Below are 18,861 nucleotides of genomic sequence, written 5' to 3'. Positions count from 1 at the left end.
ACTGCGGCAGCCGGGTTTATTCGGATCATTCGGCTTTTACCTGCAACAAAAGCCTTCAATCTCTGCAAGATTTAAAAACAACTACCATTTGCCAGACCAGATGTGCTCCCCAAGTTACGCACGCTCCAGATCAAACAAAGGCACCTCAATCCCGTTGTGTCCTCACTCTCAGCTTCGAGAGACCAGCATTTCGGGTTTACTTCAATTACTGCCAAGACAAAAATATCCGGGCTGAATAAATAACAACACGTCAACCCGCTCAAAGCGCCGCGAGCACTTTACGAATGCCGTCGCGATCAATAGCATCCACTGATGCGGTCAGCGCTTCTGTCAAACCGGGGATGCAATTTAAATCGCGTCCCCATAATTCGGTGTTTGCCAGCCAGCCCTGCACCACATCACGCTGCGACCAGCTGCCATACCCCACTTGCCGCCACGCTGATTTGAACCAGGCCAGATTGGCAGGGTCGTCCACCAGCGGCACCACACCACCGCGATAAAGCAGAACAGTGGCGGCGAATGCGATGGCCAGTCTGGGCGGGATGCAATTATTGGTGCGCTGATAAGTCAGCAATTGCGGCATGACCCGCGCAGCAAATTTGCTCCAGCTATTGAGGGCAATGGACTCCAGACGGTGATGAATGTACGGATTGCGAAAGCGACGCAGGACATCCGCCGCAAACGCGTCCAGTTCAGTTCTCTCCAGCGGTAACGAAGGGATGATTTCCTGATCAAGAGTTTCCTGCAGGAAACGCCCAACGACGGGGTCATCTACCGCTTCACCCACCGCTTCCAGGGTGGCCAGCAAGGCGACCGGGACCATCGCGGTATGGCCTCCGTTCAATACACCCACTTTGCGCTGCTTATATGGCGTGATGTCGTCAACCAGCTTGATATTAAGATCAGCGCCCGCCAGCTTGAGCTCTTCTGCTAGCCAAGTCGGGCCTTCGATCACAAATAGGTGAAAATACTCAGCGGCGACCAGAAATTGATCGTGATACCCCAGTTCAGCCTCCAGCGCGTTGATTTCCTCATGCGGATATCCGGGGACGATGCGATCCACCAACGTTGAGCAAAAGAAGCAGGCCTCGTTGAGCCAGCGGCTGAAATCGTCGCCCAATTGCCAGAGGCTGGCAAAATGTCGCACAGCTGCGGCCAGCACTTGCCCGTTGTGATCAATCAACTCACACGGCAACAGGACGACGCCTTTATCTTGTGCGCCAGAAAAATGGCAAAAGCGTTCGTGCAATAGACGGGTTAACTTGGCCGGGAAACTGGTCGGCGGCTGGTCGTGATAGCTATCACGGTCATTGATGGCAATGCCAGCCTCGGTGGTGTTTGAGACGATAAAACGCACGTCCGGGTTATGCGCCAGCTGCAGGTACTCGGCAAACATGGTGTTACAATTGATTTCTCGCTGCACACAGGTGATTTTGCGGAACTGTTTGATGGCCTCACCGGCCTCATTCAGTCCCCGAATCACCGTGGTATAGACACCACCTTGCGTATCCAGCGATGGCTTGTCGCTGTTGCCAACCGGGCGGACCACCACCACACCTGCGTTCAGGCCGCAGCGTTCGTTCAGCAGATCAATTTGCCAGTCGATAAAAGCACGCAAGAAATTGCCTTCGCCAAACTGGATGAATTTGATCGGTAGCGTAAACGGCGTATCGCGAATCAACGTCTTCATGTTGTGTCCGGTTAGCATTCGGAACGAAATACAGTTTTCGGTTTTGGAGCATTGCTGATTACGCTCGCTCATCAGGCAGCGGCGTTATGCAAATACTTGTTCCAGATCGAAATTTTGTGCGTCGCACCACTTAAGTGCTGTGATTGCACTGTCTTGGTGATATATCAGAATGCTGCGCCTAATATATCAGCATGACAAGAGCGTTGTAGCTGATCTAGCGCAAACTACATTTAGACTGGGAAGTGGGAAAACAGAGGGAATCCAGCAACGGCGCGGGTTAGCTCGGGTGGGAAAACCTGCTCGCCAATATGGGCTTTTTGCGTTTTTTTTTACCGGTATGTGCTGCTTTTATGACACACCTTGGCGCATATCCTTAGCCCAAGTCATCAACTACCCGGCTCGCACCGCGTGACAGTGGCTACTTGCCAGAAATTGAATCTGGCGGCTAAAACGAAATCAGCTACTTTCGATTTCGCGCGCGGTTCCAAGCAACTGCGCCACCAGTTCAACCCAGTGCATGACCGGGATTGAGATGCCGGTTTGCAGATGGCAAATGCAGCCGATGTTGGCAGAAACCACGCATTGCGCGCCCAACTGTGAAAGCGCTTCGCATTTTTTATCCCGCAGGGTTTTGGAGAGTTCGCTTTGCAGGATGGAATACGTGCCTGCCGAACCACAGCACAAATGGGCGTTCTGCGGCAGTTTCACTGTGATACCCAAAACACTGAGAATCGCCTCGACCTTCCCGCGAATTTGCTGCCCGTGCTGCAAAGTACATGGCGGATGGAAAGCCACGGTACGTGTCCCCAAGGGCTTGATCAGGCGATGGAGTCGATCGATGTAGCCTTCCAGAAATTCCGAAATATCCACTGTCAGTTCGGCTATGCGTTCAGCTTTGGCGGCGTAACGCGTGTCTTGTCGCAGAAGATGGCCATAGTCTTTGACAGTGACGCCACAACCCGAAGCGTTCATGACGATGGCTTTTACCCCCTGCTCTACCCATGGCCACCACGCGTCAATATTGCGCCGGGCGTCGATCAACGCATCCTCATCAAACCCCAAATGCAAAGGGATGGCGCCGCAGCATCCGGCGTGATTGGCCATCACCATTTGCACGCCCAGCGCGTCCAGTACCTGCGCGGTCGCCAGATTGATGCCGGGGGACATCGCCGGTTGCACGCAGCCAGTCAGCGCTAACACTTTGTCTGGATGAACCCTTGTTGGCCACTTCCCACCACTTTGAGCGCGCGGTGGGATTTTCTCGCTGACAGCCGCAGGCAACACCGGTTGCATAAACTGCCCGAGCCGCAGTGCGGTGGAAAATAACGTGGGCTGGTGCAAAAACGCGGCCAGCGCACGTCTGGCCGCCCGTGCCGCCAGTGGCCTTGGCGTTTGCAGAGCCAGTTGTCGGCGCCCGGTTTCCAGCAAGCGGCCAAACTGCACGCCGGATGGGCACGTTGTTTCGCAATTGCGGCAGGTCAAGCAGCGGTCCAGATGCAGTTGCGTCTGCGCCGTTGTGGCGTGGCCTTCCAGCATTTGCTTGATCAGATAGATGCGCCCGCGGGGGCCGTCCAGTTCATCGCCCAAAACCTGATAAGTGGGGCATGTGGCATTACAAAAACCGCAGTGCACGCATTTGCGCAGAATCTCCTCGGCTTCGGCGCCTTGCTCGGTATTGCGCAGTGTTTGCGGCAAACGGGTTTGCATAGACTCAGAAGTCCGGGTAAAGGCGATGCTGATTAAAGATGCCTGCGGGATCAAACACCGTTTTTAGCCGACGATGAATCGCCAGTAACGCCGGTGCCAGTGGGGAAAATGCGTTGGTCAATATGGGCTTGGTAAATGGCCGCCGCCATAGCGTGGCATGTCCGCCAGCGCTTGCCGCAATAATACGGATGTCGGTCGCGGATTCATCCGTCAACCACCAGCGTTGGCCGCCGCCCCATTCAATAAGCTGCTCGCCCCGCAAAGCCAGGGCAGGCGCAGTGGGTGGTACGGCCAGGCGCCACAAGCCGCACTCTTGCCAATCCGCTTGGTGTTGCAGAGCAAAAAACGGATCGGTCTGTTCTTTAAGTGCGTGCCAGCGCGCATCCGCAACCTCTGGCGCCAGCAGATCGCCGCCCAGTTCCGAGGTGGCAGCCATCACGCCAGCTTGACTACCGGCCAGCCGTAATAACAATTCGCCCTGATGCCACGAGGAGGCGGTCAGCGGTAAGGGTTTGCCCGCCCAATAGTTCATGGTTTCAATTGCCTGTGCCTCGTCCATTACAAAGCGCAAGGTCTGGCCATGTTGTGGTGCCGGAAGTAGACGGATTGATATCTCCAGCAGCACACCCAGCGTGCCCTGCGAGCCGGCAAACAGGCGAGAAACATCGTAACCAGCCACATTTTTGATGACCTGACCACCAAAATGCATGACATCGCCGCGCCCATTCAGGCTGGTGGCACCCAACACAAAATCGCGAATGGCGCCGCTATACATCCGCCGCGGCCCGGCGAGTCCGGCGGCCACGCAACCTCCCAACGTGGCCTCTGGGCCAAAGTGCGGCGGTTCAAACGGCAGCATCTGGCCACTGGCGGCCAAGGCACTTTCGATGTCCCGCAGCGGCGTACCACAACGCGCGGTAATCACCAGTTCGGCCGGGTCATAGGCCACAATCCCCGCGTACTCCCGCAAGTCCAGCGGCTCACCTTGCACCGGATTGCCGTACCAGGCTTTGGTGTTGCCACCATGAAGGCGTAACGGGGTTTGCGTCGAAGTGGCCGCGCGTACCTGATCGCGGATACGTGCCAACGCCAGGACTGGGTCGGGTTGCGCCATCAGAACCTCGGAATGTCCGGGAATGGCAGTTGCCCCGCCGTCACCCGCAACTGACCATGCTCGGCGCAGCGGGCGTGGGTGGGAATACCCTTGTCGGCATTGAGCAGACCCAACGGATCAAAGGCTCGCTTGATCGCCAGAAAAGTCTCGCGCTCGGCTTGGGCGAACTGCACGCACATGGAATCAAGTTTTTCGATACCTACCCCATGCTCGCCGGTGATGGTGCCGCCCAATTCAACGCAGCGCTCAAGGATGTCGGCGCCAAAAGCTTCAGCGCGCCGCAATTCATCGGCATCATTCCCGTCAAACAGGATGAGCGGATGCAGATTGCCATCGCCCGCGTGAAACACGTTCAAGCACCGCAGACCATATATTGTCTCCATGGCTTTGATACGCTTGAGTAATTTGCCGATAGCGCGCCGGGGAATGGTGCCGTCCATGCAAAAGTAATCCGGCGCCAGTCTACCCGCTGCCGGTAGCGCATTTTTGCGACCGGACCACCATTTCAGCCGCTCGGTTTCGTTGGCCGAAACCTGCACCAGACGTGCGTTGTGCTGTTGCAGAACCTCGCCGATACGTGCGATTTCGTCGGCGACTTCTTCGCTGGTGCCATCGGATTCGCATAACAAAATAGCCGCGGCGCCTTGGTCGTATCCAGCGTGCACAAACGCCTCGACGGCCTGAACAGCGGGTTGATCCATCATTTCCAGCCCGGCGGGAATGATCCCCGCGCCGATGATGGCCGCTACCGCATCGCCTGCAGTTTCGACATCGTCAAAACTGGCCAGCACCAACCGGGCTGTGCGCGGACGCGGAATCAAACGCACGGTGATCTCCGTAACCACCGCAAACATGCCTTCACTGCCAATCAGAATGGCCAGCAAGTCCAGCCCCGGCGCGTCAGGCGCCAGTGAGCCGAACTCCAGAATGTCGCCATCCATGCTGATGGCGCGGGCGCGCAAGATGTTATGCACGGTCAGGCCGTATTTCAGACAATGCAGGCCACCGGCGTTTTCGGCCAGATTACCGCCGATGGTGCAGGCAATCTGCGATGAAGGATCAGGCGCGTAGTAAAGACCGTAGGGCGCGGCGACTTCTGATATCTGGATATTGCGCACGCCGGGCTGCACGGTTGCGGTGCGGGCTAACGGATCGACCGACACAATGTTTTTCAGTCGCGCCAGCGATAGCACCAGACCATGCGCCATGGGTGTCGCCCCGCCAGACAAACTCGTACCGCCGCCGCGAGGCACCACCGGCACGCCCAATCGCCGACAAACCCGCAAGACGCCCTGGACCTCGGCCTCATTGGCGGGCAAAGCCACCGCCAGCGGCAATTGCCGATACACCGGCAAGGCATCGCTCTCGTAAGGGGCGGTATCTTCACGATCAGACAATATCTGACAGGACGGAATCTCGCGCTGCAATGCATCCAGCAAACGAGCTGTGAGATCACTACGTGAGGGGCGGGTATCTGTGTGCATTTCCCAACCTGGCAGTCTGGATGCACCCGGGCAGGATGCATCCCCTACCCTTGGTTATAGCGTAATCCGCGTGCCCAGCACCTCCAGAAAAGCCGCCAGCCATGCCGGATGGGCTGGCCAAGCTGGGGCGGTCACCAGATTGCCGTCACGATGGGCCCCGGTAATTTCCACTTCGGCATAGGTACCACCAGCCAGTTTGACCTCAGGCGCACAAGCCGGATAAGCCGAACATGAGCGCCCTTCCAGCACGCCAGCCGCTGCCAGCAATTGCGCGCCGTGGCAAATGGCGGCGATAGGCTTGTTGGCTTGGGCAAAGTGGCGCACTGCGTCCAGCACCGCAGAATTCAGCCGGATATATTCCGGGGCACGCCCGCCAGGAATCAACAAGGCATCGTAACTGGCCGGATTGATCTCGCTAAACGTGGCATTCAATGTGAAGTTGTGGCCACGCTTTTCGCTATAAGTCTGGTCGCCTTCAAAGTCGTGAATGGCAGTACGAATCTGCTCGCCCGCTTTTTTGTCCGGACAAACCACATCCAGCTTGTGCCCCACCATCGACAGCGCCTGAAATGGCACCATCAGTTCGTAGTCTTCGACGTAATCCCCAGCCAGTACCAGTATTTTCTTCGCACTCATGTTGATCTCCGCAGGTCGTATGGGCGCGACAGAAGTCGCCCATGCATCACGCTAGACCATAAAGCCGCCACTTACCGGCGCCAAAGATCAGCTAACCGATCACACGGTAAATGTCTGGGCAAGAAAGAAATTTTCTGGCGCGGATATCAGTCGTTGCAAATTCATGACAAAGAAGTTCAGAAAATTATTATATCTACCGCAATGAACTTTGCATCCATTTGGACGGTCCATGCGTAAGTGCCACTGACGGGGGAAAATCCTCGCACCAACAACAGGAGAAACCATCATGAAACGTATTGCCATGTCACTCGTTGTTCTGTTTTCTATGGCTTTTGCTACTACCGCAGCGCTGGCTGGCGGTTCACAAGGTGAACGCTGGCACAAAGGCGACAACCCGGCCAACCCGACTCAAGGCGTGAAAATGGGCCAGTAAGTTCACTGGCGCATGCAACAAACCCCGCTCAACGCGGGGTTTGTTTTTTACACGTGAGTGATGGCGTTCAGCCGCCATCTGGCCATTTTCCTGGGGCGCCCTGCTTGAATATGTCATATGAGTTACCCATCTAGCTAAGACAAATCGGGCTAACCCGCACCAGTGCCGCTGTGTTACTGGCAACGCCGGTTCCCCACCAAAATCATCCAGCCACCTGTTTGCGGTGGTTATCTGGAGCTTGCCCAATGCGTCGTTCGTTCACTTTTGCCGTCAGCTTGCTGGTGGTGCTACATCTGTATATCGGCATCCGGTTGATCCCGGCGTTGCCGCTGGGTCTGGCCGGTCAGATCGTGAGTGTTGCCGGTCTGGTGCTGTCCTGCCTGTTGCTGCCCTTGGGTTTGCTGGCGCGCGGCATCCAGCGCCAGCCGTTGTCAGACCGGCTGGCTTGGGCTGGCATGCTGGCCATGGGGCTGTTTTCGTCGTTGTTTGTGCTGACGCTGCTGCGCGAGGTGGTGTTGCTGGTGGGTCTGTTACTGGCGGCCAGCCAGTACGCTGAGTTGGTGCAATGGTCGGCAGTAGCGGTTCCGGCGCTGGCGCTGCTGGTCACGCTGATCGGCTTCGTGAACGCTCGCCGTCGTGCGCATGTAGTGAACGTAGATGTGCCGGTAGCTGGCCTGCCCGCCAATCTCAATGGTTTTACCATTGCCCAGATCAGCGATATCCACGTTGGCCCGACTATCAAACGCAATTATCTGGATGCCATCGTCAACAAGGTCAACACCCTGAACGCAGATGTGATCGCGGTGACCGGAGATCTGGTGGATGGCAGTGTGGCTGATCTGAACCAGCACACCGCGCCGCTGGCCCGCCTGAGCGCTCGCCACGGCACCTACTTTGTAACCGGCAATCACGAATATTATTCTGGCGCGGACGAATGGACCGCCGAGTTACGTCGCCTTGGCCTGCATGTGCTGCTCAATGAACACGTCGTGTTGCAGCATGATGGCGTCGCACCGCTGGTGTTGGCCGGCGTAACCGATTACGGCGCGCACCATTTCAATGAAGCGCAACGCAGCGATCCTGTCGCCGCCATGGCAGGCGCTCCGGCCGATGCCGGGATCAAAGTACTACTGGCGCACCAACCGCGCACTGCTACTGCCGCCGCTGCCGCCGGGTTTGATTTGCAGTTGTCCGGTCACACCCACGGTGGCCAGTTCTGGCCGTGGAATCTGTTTGTGCGTTTTCAGCAACCCTTTACCGCCGGGCTGAACCAGTTGAATCAGCTATGGGTGTATACCAGCCGTGGCACTGGCTATTGGGGGCCACCGAAACGCTTTGGTGCACCGTCCGAAATCACCCGCTTACGCCTGGTGACTGCACCATAAATCATCATTGCATCCTCTTAGCTGGCGCGGGTTGCTGCTCTTCCTGAGCGTTAACCCGCGCCATTGCTTGTGCATTGCCCACCCTTCTTGTATACGACTGATCTGGAACAGCCTTTGCTTATGCTGTTCTGATGCCCAACGCCCCTTAGGGATAGCCACGCTTGTGAGTAGCAGGACGGGCTGTCAGATTGGGCGCGGTATTCACATCAAATAAAAACCAGTCAAACCACACAGATCGGGAGTACTTATGAACTTGCGCAAGCAGCTTGTGCTGGCTTTGGCTCTAGCCATTGGCAGCAGCGTTGCCCTGGCCCAAAAAGCCGCAGTAATCCGCATTGGCATTGAAGCCGCTTACCCACCGTTTGAATCCAAAAGTGTCTCGGGCAAGTTGCAGGGTTTTGATATCGATATTGCCAATGCCTTGTGCAAGAAAATCGAAGCTCAATGCAGTTGGGTGGAAATGCCCTTCGACAATCTGATCCCGGCGTTGCAGGCCAATCGCTTTGATGCGATCCATTCCGCCATGAATATCACCGAAGAACGCCTGAAAAGCATTGCCTTTACTGACCCGATTTACGCCGTGCCGGTGCAATTGATCGCCAACAAAAAGAGCCATCTGACACCTGATGTTTCGTCACTTAAGGGTAAGCGCATCGGCGTGCTGCAGGGTTCGATCATGGCTACTTATGCCAAAACCCGTTGGGAGCCCAAGGGCGTCACCGTGGTGGAATATTCGAATCAGGACAAGGTGTACATGGACCTGTTGGCCAACAACATCGACGCCTCGTTGCAAGAATCGCAAGCGGCCTATTCAGGCTTTTTGCGTACCGATATTGGTTCGGCTTTTGGTTATGCCGGAGCACCGATCAAGGATGCCTCGATTTTCGGGCCTGGCGTGGGGATTGGGCTGCGCAAATCGGATACGGCATTACGCCAGCAGCTGAATGACGCGATTGCGGCGCTGAAGGCCGATGGCACATTCGACAAGATCGCCAAGCATTACTTCCAGGTAGACGTGATCGATAAATCGACGCCCTGAGGTTTGTGGTTTTACGGGCGGACCGGTAGATCGATAAATGGGGTGCATATAAGGATGCACCCCATTTTCTGTATACCATCTGGCAAGGCCATCACTTAGCCATACAAGCAAGCCGCGTGGTGGCGCAGATGGTCTTCCATGAAAGTCGCGATGAAATAATAGCTGTGGTCGTAGCCTGGCTGGCGTCGCAAGGTCAGTGGATAACCGCTGGCTTGCGCCGGGCCGACCAAGGCTTCCGGCCACAGTTGGGTGGACAGAAATTCGTCGTCTTCGCCTTGGTCGATCAGCATGGGCAGATGTTCAGTGGCTTTACGTAGCAGCGCCGAAGCATCCCATTCCTGCCAGGCCGCTTCGTTCTCACCCAGATACGCCGTAAATGCTTTTTTACCCCACGGTACCTCAGCCGGATGGCAGATCGGCGCGAAAGCAGATACCGAGCGATAGTGCCCCGGATTGCGCAGCGCCAGCACCAATGCACCGTGCCCGCCCATTGAATGTCCGGCAATCCCGCGCACTGGCAGCACCGGAAAATGCGCCTCAACCAGCTCCGGTAGTTCATGCACCACATAATCGTGCATCTGGTAATGCTCGGCCCACGGCGATTGGGTGGCGTTCAGATAAAAACCAGCGCCCTGCCCCAGATCGTAACTACCGTCGTCGGCGACCGCTGGCCCGCGCGGACTGGTATCGCAGATCACCAGCGCCAGCCCCAACTCAGCCGCAATCCGCTGTGCGCCCGCCTTATGAGTGAAGTTCTCGTCCGTGCAGGTCAGCCCGGACAACCAGTACACCACCGGCACTTTCTGCGTTTCTGCCTGTGGCGGCAGATAAACCGCAAACTTCATGTCGCAATGCAAATGACTTGAGGTGTGTTGATGCCGACTTTGCCAACCGCCAAAGGCGCGATTGCGGGAGAGTTGGGTTAACGCCATGCAGCGGACTCCGATGCGGTCTGAGTGCGATTAAAGATCGTAGTGAATGACGCTGCGAATGCTCTTGCCTTCGTGCATCAGATCAAACGCCTTGTTGATGTCCTGCAAGCCCATGGTGTGGGTGATGAAGGTATCCAGTTCAAACTCGCCCTTCATGTAGCGGTCCACATAACCAGGCAGCTCGGAACGACCGCGTACGCCACCAAATGCCGAGCCCTTCCAGACGCGGCCGGTGACCAGCTGGAATGGCCGGGTGCTGATTTCTTCACCCGCACCGGCCACGCCGATGATGATCGATTCACCCCACCCTTTATGACAGCACTCCAGTGCTGAACGCATGACTTTGGTGTTGCCGATGCATTCAAACGAGTAATCCACGCCACCATCGGTGAGTTCAACAATGACTTCCTGGATCGGTTTGTCGTAATCAGCTGGATTAATGCAATCTGTGGCGCCCAATTGCCGGGCAATCTCAAACTTGGCCGGATTCACGTCAACGCCAATGATGCGCTCGGCCTTGGCCATCACCGCGCCGATAATCGCCGACAGGCCAATCCCGCCCAGACCAAAGATGGCGACGGTGCTGCCTGGCTGAACCTTGGCGGTGTTCATGACCGCGCCCATGCCAGTGGTGACGCCGCAACCGAGCAGGCAGACTTTTTCGAGAGGCGCTTCTTTGCTGATTTTGGCGACGGCAATCTCTGGCAACACGGTGTACTCAGAGAACGTCGAGGTGCCCATATAGTGGTAAATCGGTTTGCCTTGATACGAAAAGCGGCTGGTGCCATCAGGCATCAAACCCTTGCCTTGCGTGGCGCGAATGGCCTGGCACAGGTTAGTCTTGCCCGACAGGCAGAACTTGCATTTGCCGCATTCCGGGGTGTACAGCGGAATCACGTGGTCGCCTGGTTTGACGCTGGTTACGCCAGCGCCTACTTCCATCACAATCGCTCCGCCTTCGTGGCCAAGGATGGTCGGGAAGATCCCCTCAGGGTCGGCACCGGACAAGGTATAAGCATCGGTATGGCAGACGCCGGTCGCCACGATCCGTACCAGCACCTCGCCCGCTTTCGGGCCATCCACCTCAACTTCAACAATTTCCAATGGTTGTCTGGCGGCCCAGGCAACGGCGGCACGGGATTTGATCATGATGGATTTCCTTGGCAAAAGCGGTAACAGGGGTACAGAAGCCGCATTATAGGCCGCCAGACATGTCAACTGAATGGAACTCCATGGCTCCAGGCGTGGCCCGTTGCATGCTGCCAGCCAATAAATGCAGAAAAATCAACGGGCTGACGCACTTCACAAATAAATGTATCGCGGCAGATTGAATGTTGGCGACAGCGTTTGGTCGAGACGCACGCGGTAAACGGATTTGTCATCCGGCATCCGTTCAGTGAATCAGCTATAAAATCAGCACCTGGCCGCAACTTGCCCAGCCCCGGCGCTCGCCGCATTGGTGCCGGAAAATAAAACCAGACCGCAATCCAGACCAAGGAAAAAAACAGATGAACTGGTACCTGGCTGTATTAAAGAATTACCTGGGTTTCAGCGGCCGCGCACGCCGCAAGGAATACTGGATGTTCGTGTTGTGCAACGTCATCATCACCGTCATTTTGCGGGTGATTGATCATCTGACGGGTTTGACCATTGAAAGCCACGGCGAAGCAATTGGCATTTTGGGTACCGTATATGGCCTGGCGGTGCTGCTGCCATCGCTGGCGGTCACCGTGCGCCGCTTGCATGACGGTGACCACACTGGCTGGTGGTTACTGATCGTCTTGCTGCCCATCGTGGGGGCGATTGTGATGCTGGTGTTCATGCTGCAGCAGAGCACTCCGGGTACCAATCGCTATGGCCCATCGCCACGGCTGGATTTCGACGAACCAGAAGCGCCTGTGCCAGGCCAGTTTTAGTCAGGATGCAGGCATCTGGCCCACTCCACTCAATTCAACGGGCGCGCGAACGCCCAAGTGCGTTGAGTGGAATTTTCAGATATTGCACCCCGTTGCTTTTCGCAGGCGGCAGGCTTCCCGCCCGGATATTGACTTGCACCGCAGGCAAAATCAGCAACGGCACATCCAGCGTCATGTCGCGCTGGTTACGCATGGCCACAAATTCATCTTCGCCAATACCGTCGCGGACATGGATATTCGCCGCTCTTTGCGCGGCAACCGTGGTTTCCCAAACCGGCGCGCGTTGCTGCGCTGGCGGGTAATCATGGCATAGTAGCAGGCGCGTTTCAGCCGGTAAATCCAGTAGCTTGCGTATGGATTGATACAGCACGCGCGCATCGCCGCCCGGAAAATCACAGCGGGCCGTACCGACATCCGGCATGAACAAGGTATCGCCAACAAAGACAATGTCGCCGATCTGAAAAGCGATATCCGCCGCTGTATGCCCCGGCACCGCCAGCACCTCGGCGTGCAACTCGCCAATCGTGATGACCTCGTCGGCAGCCAGCAATTGATCAAATTGCGTGCCGTCAGGGTTGAAGTCATCGCCAAGATTGAACAGCCGTTTGAAGGTCTGCTGCACCGCCAGAATGTTCTCGCCAATGGCGACTCGTCCCCCCGCTTGCTGTTTGAGGTACTGCGCTGCCGATAGATGATCGGCGTGGGCGTGGGTTTCCAGTATCCATTGCAGGGTTAGACCGTGACTGGCCAGCAACGCCAGTACCCGATCAGCGTTGGTAGTACGGATGCGCCCGGCTTTGGCATCGTAATCGAGCACCGGGTCAATTACCGCGGCATAGCCATTGCGACGGTCGTATACCACATGGGTAGCGGTACCTGTGGCGGTGTCAAACACGGTTTCTATCAGCGCTTGCATGAGATGTTCCCGGTGATGGTCTTTCATCGTTATACCAATTAATATAATATATGTTTGTAAATTGTTTAGAAACACCTGCGCTGACCGGCCAGGGCAGACCACGGTTATCCATGTCATGACTCTTGATCATCTCGCTCCCCCGCTGGCACTCATGCGCCAGGGCGCCAACGAAGCCACCGCCACATTGCGCGTGCTGGCCAATCCGGACCGCTTGCTGCTGCTGTGCCAGCTCAGCCAAGGCGAAAGCTCGGTCAGCGAACTGGAAGACGCGCTGGATCTGCATCAGCCCACACTTTCACAACAACTCGGCGTACTCCGCAGTGAAGGGCTGGTCGCTACCCGGCGCGATGGTAAACGGATGTACTACCGCATCGCCGACCCACGGGTGCTCAAGCTATTGGAAACGCTCTATCAGCTGTACTGCCCCCAATAAGCACTTTTACATGCGGCTGAGCCCTTGTGGTCGCGTCTGTGTACACGAATTATGGATTTGATCATGACCCTGGATTGGCAACACTTCACCCCATGGACTTCGCTGGCAGGCGGCATATTGATTGGGCTGGCTGCGGCAGGCTTTGCCCTGTTCAATGGCCGTATCGCCGGCATTAGCGGCATCGTTGGCGGTTTGCTGCGACCAGTTAGTGGCCAGACGAGCTGGCGTGTGGCTTTTGTTGCCGGGCTGGTGATTGCGCCATTGCTCTGGCGTTCCCTTGCGGCGCTGCCACCGATTGAGATCACGGCGTCGTCATGGCTGATTGTGCTGGCGGGCTTGCTGGTGGGCATTGGCACTCGATATGGCGCCGGTTGTACCAGCGGCCACGGTGTGTGCGGACTGTCCCGGTTGTCCGGGCGTTCCCTGGCGGCCACACTCACCTTTATGGCATTCGGTTTCGCCACCGTGTTTATCCTGCGCCACGTTCTGGCCTGAAACGGAACTCATCTTATGAATATCGTTTTTGCTGCGCTTTCGGGTCTGGTATTTGGTTTGGGTCTATTGCTGGCGGGCATGGCCAATCCGGCCAAGGTGTCCGGTTTTCTTGATCTGGCCGGACGTTGGGACCCATCGCTGGCGCTGGTCATGGGCGGAGCAATTGCAGTTGGCCTGCCTGCGTTTGCCCTTGCCAAAAAACGCACGACATCATTGCTTGGCTTACCTATGCAATTGCCGCAAAGCCGCCGTATTGATCGCCGACTCATCCTTGGCAGCATGATTTTCGGCATCGGCTGGGGCCTGGCTGGCATCTGCCCCGGCCCGGCATTGGTTTTGATGGGTAGCGGCAAAGCAGAAGGAATGCTGTTTGTAGCGGCGATGCTGGTCGGCATGGGCATTTTTGAGTGGCTGGAACACCACCGGAATAACGCATCGTGATCCTGGTTCTGCTACTTGGCGCGTTGGTGGGCGCGGTATTGGGCCTGACTGGCGCTGGTGGCGGCATCCTGGCCGTGCCAGCTCTGGTTGCCGGCTTGGGTTGGACTGTGCAGCAAGCCGCGCCAGTGGCCCTTATTGCAGTGGCAGCAGGCGCAGCGACGGGCGCGGTGGAAGGTTTTCGGCAAGGGCTGGTGCGCTATCGGGCTGGCCTGTTGATGGCGGCTCTTGGCGTGCCATTGACGGGCGTCGGCGCGTGGCTGGCCCATCGCATACCTACGGACTGGCTTACCGGTTTGTTCGGGATCACCATGCTGATCGTCGCCTTTCGGGGCTTGCATCGTGCCAGTCAAGCGCCCGAAGACAGTCGTCTATTGCCACGTTGTAGCGTCAATCCTGCCACAGGCCGCCTGGTCTGGACGCCCGCGAGCGTCGCCGTAGTAGGCGGAATAGGCATGGTAACGGGCTTGCTGACGGGGCTACTGGGTGTGGGCGGCGGCTTTGTGATCGTGCCCGCTCTGCGCCGCTTTACCAGTTTGAGCATGCACGCGATTGTGGCGACCTCACTATTCGTGATCGCCCTCACCGGCTGCGGCGGAGTTTTGACGGCGCTATGGCATGGCGCCATCCTGCCGCCCGCGGTTACCTGGCCTTTTCTGGGTGCCGTGGTAAGCGGAATGATCGCCGGGCGGCTGCTGGCTCAACACTTGCCCGGTGCCCAGATTCAGCGCGGGTTTGCGCTGCTGGTGTTGCTGATCGGGCTAAGCATGATCGCCAAAGCGCTCTGACTGGTAGCTCGAGCGATCATGCGCAGCCGCGTCGGGTTAATTCAGTTGCGGGTCCACGTAAAACTTCACGCCCTGGCTGGTCAAGGCTGGTGCAATACCTTGCGCATCCAGTTGATAAACCCAGATGCCGGGTGATACTTCTGCTGCGCCTTTGCCTGCCGCTTGCGATGCCGTAATCGCCTCCGCCGGCAAGACGTAACCACGTGAAGCAAAGTTATCCAGCGTTTCCTGCGTTTCAAACACAAAAACCACGCTGTATTCCTTGACGCCCTTCCCCCAGCCAGTGGATGGGCTGGTCATGCGCATATAGGTTTCTTTGTTTTTCTTGATATCTTTGGCTAGGCCATTACCAAAACCGCCAAACATCAGTACGCCGGTCGCGTTATTGGTAAATGCAGCGTAACCCACGCTTTGGTCGATTTTGGCTTTCAGGCTGGGATCAGCTTTTTCCAGTCGGTCAACCAGATCACGCACATTCAATTTAACCGTATTGCGTTTTTCGGGAACATTGCTGCCATTGGCCGCCAGCGCATTGCCCATTAATCCACACATTGCCACGATCACGGCCAAAGCGCGCCAGCCTGGCTGTTTTGCAAAAAACATCATCAAAACCTCCTCACAAGGATATATGCGCCGGGCAACGGACAAGTGCCGGGCGATTTTCTTGCCACTTGCTGTTCAATCGTTGTTTATTTGTTTTGCCCATATCAAAACAGCCTGATTCAAGCAACAAGAGAGGCCAACTGCGCCTCTCTTGTTGCTTGAATCATCGACTGGATCAGTTGCCTGGCGTTACAGAAACCGCCAACGCGTCGGTGACCACAGCCACAATCTGGTCACCCTTCTTTATTTCCTTGAACACGGCTGGATCTTCAACCTTCACGTCAACCACACGGTTCTTCGGGCCTTTGACGGTAATGGTTTGCGTCTTGTGGTTCACGCTCAGCACATTGGCAACGAGCGTCCGACGGCGTACTTCCATACCACCTGGCTTCTCGCCAGCGGCAGCCGAAGCTTTTGCCGTGGTTTCCACTTCCGAGCGAATGCCATTGCCGCCACGCTTGAGTGCCAGCGCGATGGAACGACGGTATTCAACGCTAACTTTATCGCCCACCTTGAGTTGGTCAAAATTCTTTACTTCCGGTGGATTGGTCACGTCAACAACGTGACCTTTCTCGCCCTTGATGGAGACCACGCGGGTAGCCGGATCAATCGCAATAATGACGCCTTTGGCGTGTCCGACCTGTGCCGCGCCACCTGCATCGATAATCTGGGCGGCTGGCGCTGAAGCATCCGCTGCAAATGCCGGTTGCGTTACTGCCAGCAAGGCGAGCAATGCTGCCGGAAGGATCAGGGCGTGGGTTGATTTCATAAAGTAATAACTCCGAAAGGTCAGGTTTGACTGCGTGTTGGATGCTCTGGCAACAATCGGCCAAAACAAAAAAATGGAGAGATGATCCGGAAGTGCTCCGCTTTCAGGATGGATTACTTCTGCCATTCAGTTTCATTTATTCCTGACAGGGTATGACCATGCGGCTTTCATATTCTCTCCTCCAACTTAATGCATTTTTCTGTAATTACAACTAAACATTAGCAAGCACGCATGTTTAAGCTCTCATCGCGGACCGTGCGTACTTAGCCGTTTTTCACTTCAGGAAGTCTGTTTTGTATCGCCTCCCCCTCGCTTCAGCATTCTGCATTTGTTCACTTTTACTGGTTTCACGCGTGGCCCAGGCCGACGTAGTCTGGCTGGACGCTGGCGCCATGCGCTCCGCCGCGCAGGATGATCACTCCTACGACTGGATGCTCTCGTATTCGCACCCGATTACACCCAACTGGTCTGCCAGCTTTACCTGGATGAATGAAGGCCACGTGGCAGACCATCATCGCGATGGCCACAGCGTGCAGGTCTGGTATCACACTGATCCACTGTGGAGTCACTTGCGGTTTGGTGCGGGTGTCGGGCCTTATCGATATTTCGATACCACCTCGGCCGCCACCAGCGACACTTACTCGGATAATCACGGTTGGGGCGTGCTGTATAGCCTGACGGCGGTCTGGCAAAACCCCGATAGCAACTGGCTTTATCAATTGCGCCTGAACCACGTTCAGGCCACCGGCAGCATCGACACCAATTCGGTCACGCTGGGCGTGGGCTATGCGCTGAGCCCGGACACGCTGGGCAGCGCTAACTGGCAGATACCGGCCGGTCGGCAAGAAGTTACGGTTTACGGCGGTAAAACCATTTTGAACAGTTTCAACTCGGAAACGGGCAGCGCCGCCAGCGTTGAATATCGCTACGCTGTTAATCCGTGGGTCAAGGTTTCGGGCGCCTGGCTAAACGAAAACAACCCTGCCACCATCCGCCGCAATGGCGCGCTGGCTCAGGTGTGGCTAGAGCCGGAGTTTTACAACAAGCAATTCACCTTGGGCGTAGGTGTCGGCGCCTATGTGCTGGTAGATAAATCCAGCAACACCACGGATGACAGCGATCCAGACCGGTTATCCGGATTGGTTACGCTCACCGCCAGCTACAAGGTGATGGAACACCTGCGCGCGCGGGTGGAATGGCACCGTATCGTCACCAATTACAGCCGCGATAGCGATATCGTGTTGCTGGGTGCGGGTTACGAGTTCTGATATGGCGAGCCAGGCCTGAACCTGGCTGACCAGAATAAATAGCTGGCTAGCTGCCAGCTATTTTTGCCACCAAGACCACTCACTCTCTGACACAGCTGATCTCAACCGGGTTCGATCTGCTTTCTGCGACAGCCATACGCATGGCATAGTCGTTATCCCGTCACACACCACCAGATGCTGATTCGATGGACTTCCCTACGCTGCATACCGAACGCCTGATCTTGCGCGCCTTTACCCAAGCCGATGCGCCAGCCTTGTTTGCCATCCATTCCGATGCACAAGCCATGCAGTGGTTTGGCTCTGATCCGGTTGTTGATCAGCTTGGCGCTGACGCATTGCTGGCTTTTTTTATCAATCTGCCGCACATGGCCGCACCAGGCATGCGCTGGGCAATTGAGCGGCGCGACGACGCCCGGTTGATTGGTTCTTGTGGTGTATTCAAATGGAACAAATCCTGGCGTAGTTGCAGTCTGGGTTACGAACTGGCTCACGCCGCATGGGGACACGGCTATATGCGCGAATCACTGGAAAGCGTCATCGGCTGGGCGCTGGAGGGCATGCAGCTGAACCGGATCGAGGCGCTGGTGCATCCGCGCAATACGCCCTCGTTACGGGTACTGGAAAACCTGGGGTTTGCGCGCGAAGGCCAGCTGCGCCAGGGCGGTTACTGGCTGGAGCAATACCATGATCTGGTGCAGTTGGGATTACTCAAGCACGAATTCATTCAGCCGCAGCCCAAACTGACGCTTGCGTAACCAACCAAGCCGCCGCGCAATGACTAGCCAACGAACACTTTACTTTGGCAGGGTTGGTGG

The 18,861-nt window shown here is 56.6% G+C and carries 20 protein-coding genes; 10 read left to right on the top strand and 10 right to left on the bottom strand.

The window, feature by feature from the left end; genetic code table 11:
* Positions 1-259: 259 nt before the first annotated feature.
* The 5 genes from N7220_RS19440 to N7220_RS19420 form a co-directional block, all read right to left on the bottom strand.
* The gene (locus tag N7220_RS19440) at positions 260-1,690 is read right to left on the bottom strand and encodes a tagaturonate reductase (RefSeq protein ID WP_283149188.1); all 1,431 of its coding nucleotides are present in this window, start codon (positions 1,688-1,690) and stop codon (positions 260-262) included.
* 456 nt (positions 1,691-2,146) lie between these two features.
* Positions 2,147-3,397 (bottom strand): glycolate oxidase subunit GlcF, encoded by a 1,251-nt coding sequence (gene glcF / locus N7220_RS19435; protein WP_283149187.1) that lies wholly within the window; start codon positions 3,395-3,397, stop codon positions 2,147-2,149.
* Between the two features lie 4 nt (positions 3,398-3,401).
* Positions 3,402-4,511 carry a glycolate oxidase subunit GlcE gene (glcE, locus tag N7220_RS19430; protein WP_283149186.1) on the bottom strand — a complete coding sequence of 370 codons (1,110 nt, stop codon included), beginning with the start codon at positions 4,509-4,511 and terminating at the stop codon, positions 3,402-3,404.
* Positions 4,511-5,995 (bottom strand): FAD-linked oxidase C-terminal domain-containing protein, encoded by a 1,485-nt coding sequence (locus tag N7220_RS19425; RefSeq protein ID WP_283149185.1) that lies wholly within the window; start codon positions 5,993-5,995, stop codon positions 4,511-4,513. Before N7220_RS19425 ends, glcE begins: the two co-directional genes overlap by 1 nt.
* Positions 5,996-6,049: 54 nt before the next feature.
* Complete coding sequence (locus N7220_RS19420) at positions 6,050-6,631, bottom strand: DJ-1/PfpI family protein (protein WP_283149184.1); 582 nt, start codon at positions 6,629-6,631, stop codon at positions 6,050-6,052.
* Positions 6,632-6,917: 286 nt separating this feature from the next.
* Between N7220_RS19420 and N7220_RS19415 the strand changes: the two genes are divergently transcribed.
* The 3 genes from N7220_RS19415 (at position 6,918) to N7220_RS19405 (ending at position 9,488) form a co-directional block, all read left to right on the top strand.
* Positions 6,918-7,064 carry a hypothetical protein gene (locus tag N7220_RS19415; protein ID WP_283149183.1) on the top strand — a complete coding sequence of 49 codons (147 nt, stop codon included), beginning with the start codon at positions 6,918-6,920 and terminating at the stop codon, positions 7,062-7,064.
* A gap of 245 nt (positions 7,065-7,309) precedes the next feature.
* Positions 7,310-8,449: a metallophosphoesterase gene (locus N7220_RS19410; RefSeq protein WP_283149182.1), complete on the top strand. Its 1,140-nt coding sequence runs from the start codon at positions 7,310-7,312 to the stop codon at positions 8,447-8,449.
* Between the two features lie 247 nt (positions 8,450-8,696).
* The gene (locus tag N7220_RS19405) at positions 8,697-9,488 is read left to right on the top strand and encodes a transporter substrate-binding domain-containing protein (protein ID WP_283149181.1); all 792 of its coding nucleotides are present in this window, start codon (positions 8,697-8,699) and stop codon (positions 9,486-9,488) included.
* A 95-nt stretch (positions 9,489-9,583) separates the two neighbouring features.
* Here the strand turns inward: N7220_RS19405 and fghA are convergent, their stop codons facing one another.
* Positions 9,584-10,420, bottom strand: a complete 837-nt coding sequence (gene fghA / locus N7220_RS19400) for an S-formylglutathione hydrolase (RefSeq protein WP_283149180.1) — start codon at positions 10,418-10,420, stop codon at positions 9,584-9,586.
* Between the two features lie 30 nt (positions 10,421-10,450).
* Positions 10,451-11,569 (bottom strand): S-(hydroxymethyl)glutathione dehydrogenase/class III alcohol dehydrogenase, encoded by a 1,119-nt coding sequence (locus N7220_RS19395; RefSeq protein ID WP_313790883.1) that lies wholly within the window; start codon positions 11,567-11,569, stop codon positions 10,451-10,453.
* Positions 11,570-11,928: 359 nt separating this feature from the next.
* Between N7220_RS19395 and N7220_RS19390 the strand changes: the two genes are divergently transcribed.
* Complete coding sequence (locus N7220_RS19390; RefSeq protein ID WP_283149179.1) at positions 11,929-12,336, top strand: DUF805 domain-containing protein; 408 nt, start codon at positions 11,929-11,931, stop codon at positions 12,334-12,336.
* A 34-nt stretch (positions 12,337-12,370) separates the two neighbouring features.
* On the opposite strand, the gene N7220_RS19385 is transcribed toward N7220_RS19390, so the two are convergent.
* On the bottom strand, positions 12,371-13,252 hold the full coding sequence (locus tag N7220_RS19385) for an MBL fold metallo-hydrolase (protein ID WP_283149178.1): 882 nt from the start codon (positions 13,250-13,252) through the stop codon (positions 12,371-12,373).
* A gap of 115 nt (positions 13,253-13,367) precedes the next feature.
* On the opposite strand from N7220_RS19385, the gene N7220_RS19380 reads away from it, so the two are divergent.
* From N7220_RS19380 to N7220_RS19365, 4 genes are all read left to right on the top strand, one after another.
* On the top strand, positions 13,368-13,685 hold the full coding sequence (locus N7220_RS19380; RefSeq protein WP_283149177.1) for an ArsR/SmtB family transcription factor: 318 nt from the start codon (positions 13,368-13,370) through the stop codon (positions 13,683-13,685).
* Positions 13,686-13,748: 63 nt separating this feature from the next.
* Positions 13,749-14,180, top strand: coding sequence for a YeeE/YedE family protein (locus N7220_RS19375; RefSeq protein ID WP_283149176.1), 432 nt, complete (start codon positions 13,749-13,751; stop codon positions 14,178-14,180).
* A gap of 15 nt (positions 14,181-14,195) precedes the next feature.
* Positions 14,196-14,621 (top strand): YeeE/YedE family protein, encoded by a 426-nt coding sequence (locus N7220_RS19370; protein ID WP_283149175.1) that lies wholly within the window; start codon positions 14,196-14,198, stop codon positions 14,619-14,621.
* A complete protein-coding gene (locus N7220_RS19365; RefSeq protein WP_283149174.1) occupies positions 14,618-15,406 on the top strand; it encodes a sulfite exporter TauE/SafE family protein in 789 nt (262 codons plus the stop codon). Before N7220_RS19370 ends, N7220_RS19365 begins: the two co-directional genes overlap by 4 nt.
* A gap of 36 nt (positions 15,407-15,442) precedes the next feature.
* On the opposite strand, the gene N7220_RS19360 is transcribed toward N7220_RS19365, so the two are convergent.
* The gene (locus tag N7220_RS19360) at positions 15,443-16,012 is read right to left on the bottom strand and encodes a lipid-binding SYLF domain-containing protein (protein WP_283149173.1); all 570 of its coding nucleotides are present in this window, start codon (positions 16,010-16,012) and stop codon (positions 15,443-15,445) included.
* 172 nt (positions 16,013-16,184) lie between these two features.
* Positions 16,185-16,778, bottom strand: a complete 594-nt coding sequence (locus N7220_RS19355) for a hypothetical protein (RefSeq protein ID WP_283149172.1) — start codon at positions 16,776-16,778, stop codon at positions 16,185-16,187.
* Between the two features lie 353 nt (positions 16,779-17,131).
* On the opposite strand from N7220_RS19355, the gene N7220_RS19350 reads away from it, so the two are divergent.
* Entirely contained in the window at positions 17,132-18,046 is a 915-nt protein-coding gene (locus N7220_RS19350) for a hypothetical protein (protein ID WP_283149171.1), read from the top strand.
* 185 nt (positions 18,047-18,231) lie between these two features.
* The gene (locus tag N7220_RS19345; RefSeq protein WP_283149170.1) at positions 18,232-18,801 is read left to right on the top strand and encodes a GNAT family N-acetyltransferase; all 570 of its coding nucleotides are present in this window, start codon (positions 18,232-18,234) and stop codon (positions 18,799-18,801) included.
* Positions 18,802-18,861 lie beyond the last annotated feature (60 nt).

This window comes from Silvimonas soli (genome assembly GCF_030035605.1).
Taxonomy (GTDB): Bacteria; Pseudomonadota; Gammaproteobacteria; order Burkholderiales; family Chitinibacteraceae; genus Silvimonas; species Silvimonas soli.
This window is presented reverse-complemented; position numbering and strand designations above follow the sequence as displayed.

What these genes read in the sequence shown, in the direction of transcription:
- N7220_RS19390 (WP_283149179.1), top strand. Translation starts at nt 11,929, where the DNA reads ATGAACTGGTACCTGGCTGTATTAAAGAATTACCTGGGTTTCAGCGGC.
- N7220_RS19375 (WP_283149176.1), top strand. Translation starts at nt 13,749, where the DNA reads ATGACCCTGGATTGGCAACACTTCACCCCATGGACTTCGCTGGCAGGC.
- fghA (WP_283149180.1), bottom strand. Translation starts at nt 10,420, where the DNA reads ATGGCGTTAACCCAACTCTCCCGCAATCGCGCCTTTGGCGGTTGGCAA.
- N7220_RS19355 (WP_283149172.1), bottom strand. Translation starts at nt 16,778, where the DNA reads ATGAAATCAACCCACGCCCTGATCCTTCCGGCAGCATTGCTCGCCTTG.
- N7220_RS19440 (WP_283149188.1), bottom strand. Translation starts at nt 1,690, where the DNA reads ATGAAGACGTTGATTCGCGATACGCCGTTTACGCTACCGATCAAATTC.
- N7220_RS19395 (WP_313790883.1), bottom strand. Translation starts at nt 11,569, where the DNA reads ATGATCAAATCCCGTGCCGCCGTTGCCTGGGCCGCCAGACAACCATTG.
- N7220_RS19380 (WP_283149177.1), top strand. Translation starts at nt 13,368, where the DNA reads ATGACTCTTGATCATCTCGCTCCCCCGCTGGCACTCATGCGCCAGGGC.
- N7220_RS19425 (WP_283149185.1), bottom strand. Translation starts at nt 5,995, where the DNA reads ATGCACACAGATACCCGCCCCTCACGTAGTGATCTCACAGCTCGTTTG.
- N7220_RS19415 (WP_283149183.1), top strand. Translation starts at nt 6,918, where the DNA reads ATGAAACGTATTGCCATGTCACTCGTTGTTCTGTTTTCTATGGCTTTT.
- N7220_RS19370 (WP_283149175.1), top strand. Translation starts at nt 14,196, where the DNA reads ATGAATATCGTTTTTGCTGCGCTTTCGGGTCTGGTATTTGGTTTGGGT.
- glcE (WP_283149186.1), bottom strand. Translation starts at nt 4,511, where the DNA reads ATGGCGCAACCCGACCCAGTCCTGGCGTTGGCACGTATCCGCGATCAG.
- N7220_RS19405 (WP_283149181.1), top strand. Translation starts at nt 8,697, where the DNA reads ATGAACTTGCGCAAGCAGCTTGTGCTGGCTTTGGCTCTAGCCATTGGC.
- glcF (WP_283149187.1), bottom strand. Translation starts at nt 3,397, where the DNA reads ATGCAAACCCGTTTGCCGCAAACACTGCGCAATACCGAGCAAGGCGCC.
- N7220_RS19360 (WP_283149173.1), bottom strand. Translation starts at nt 16,012, where the DNA reads ATGATGTTTTTTGCAAAACAGCCAGGCTGGCGCGCTTTGGCCGTGATC.
- N7220_RS19420 (WP_283149184.1), bottom strand. Translation starts at nt 6,631, where the DNA reads ATGAGTGCGAAGAAAATACTGGTACTGGCTGGGGATTACGTCGAAGAC.
- N7220_RS19385 (WP_283149178.1), bottom strand. Translation starts at nt 13,252, where the DNA reads ATGCAAGCGCTGATAGAAACCGTGTTTGACACCGCCACAGGTACCGCT.
- N7220_RS19410 (WP_283149182.1), top strand. Translation starts at nt 7,310, where the DNA reads ATGCGTCGTTCGTTCACTTTTGCCGTCAGCTTGCTGGTGGTGCTACAT.
- N7220_RS19345 (WP_283149170.1), top strand. Translation starts at nt 18,232, where the DNA reads ATGGACTTCCCTACGCTGCATACCGAACGCCTGATCTTGCGCGCCTTT.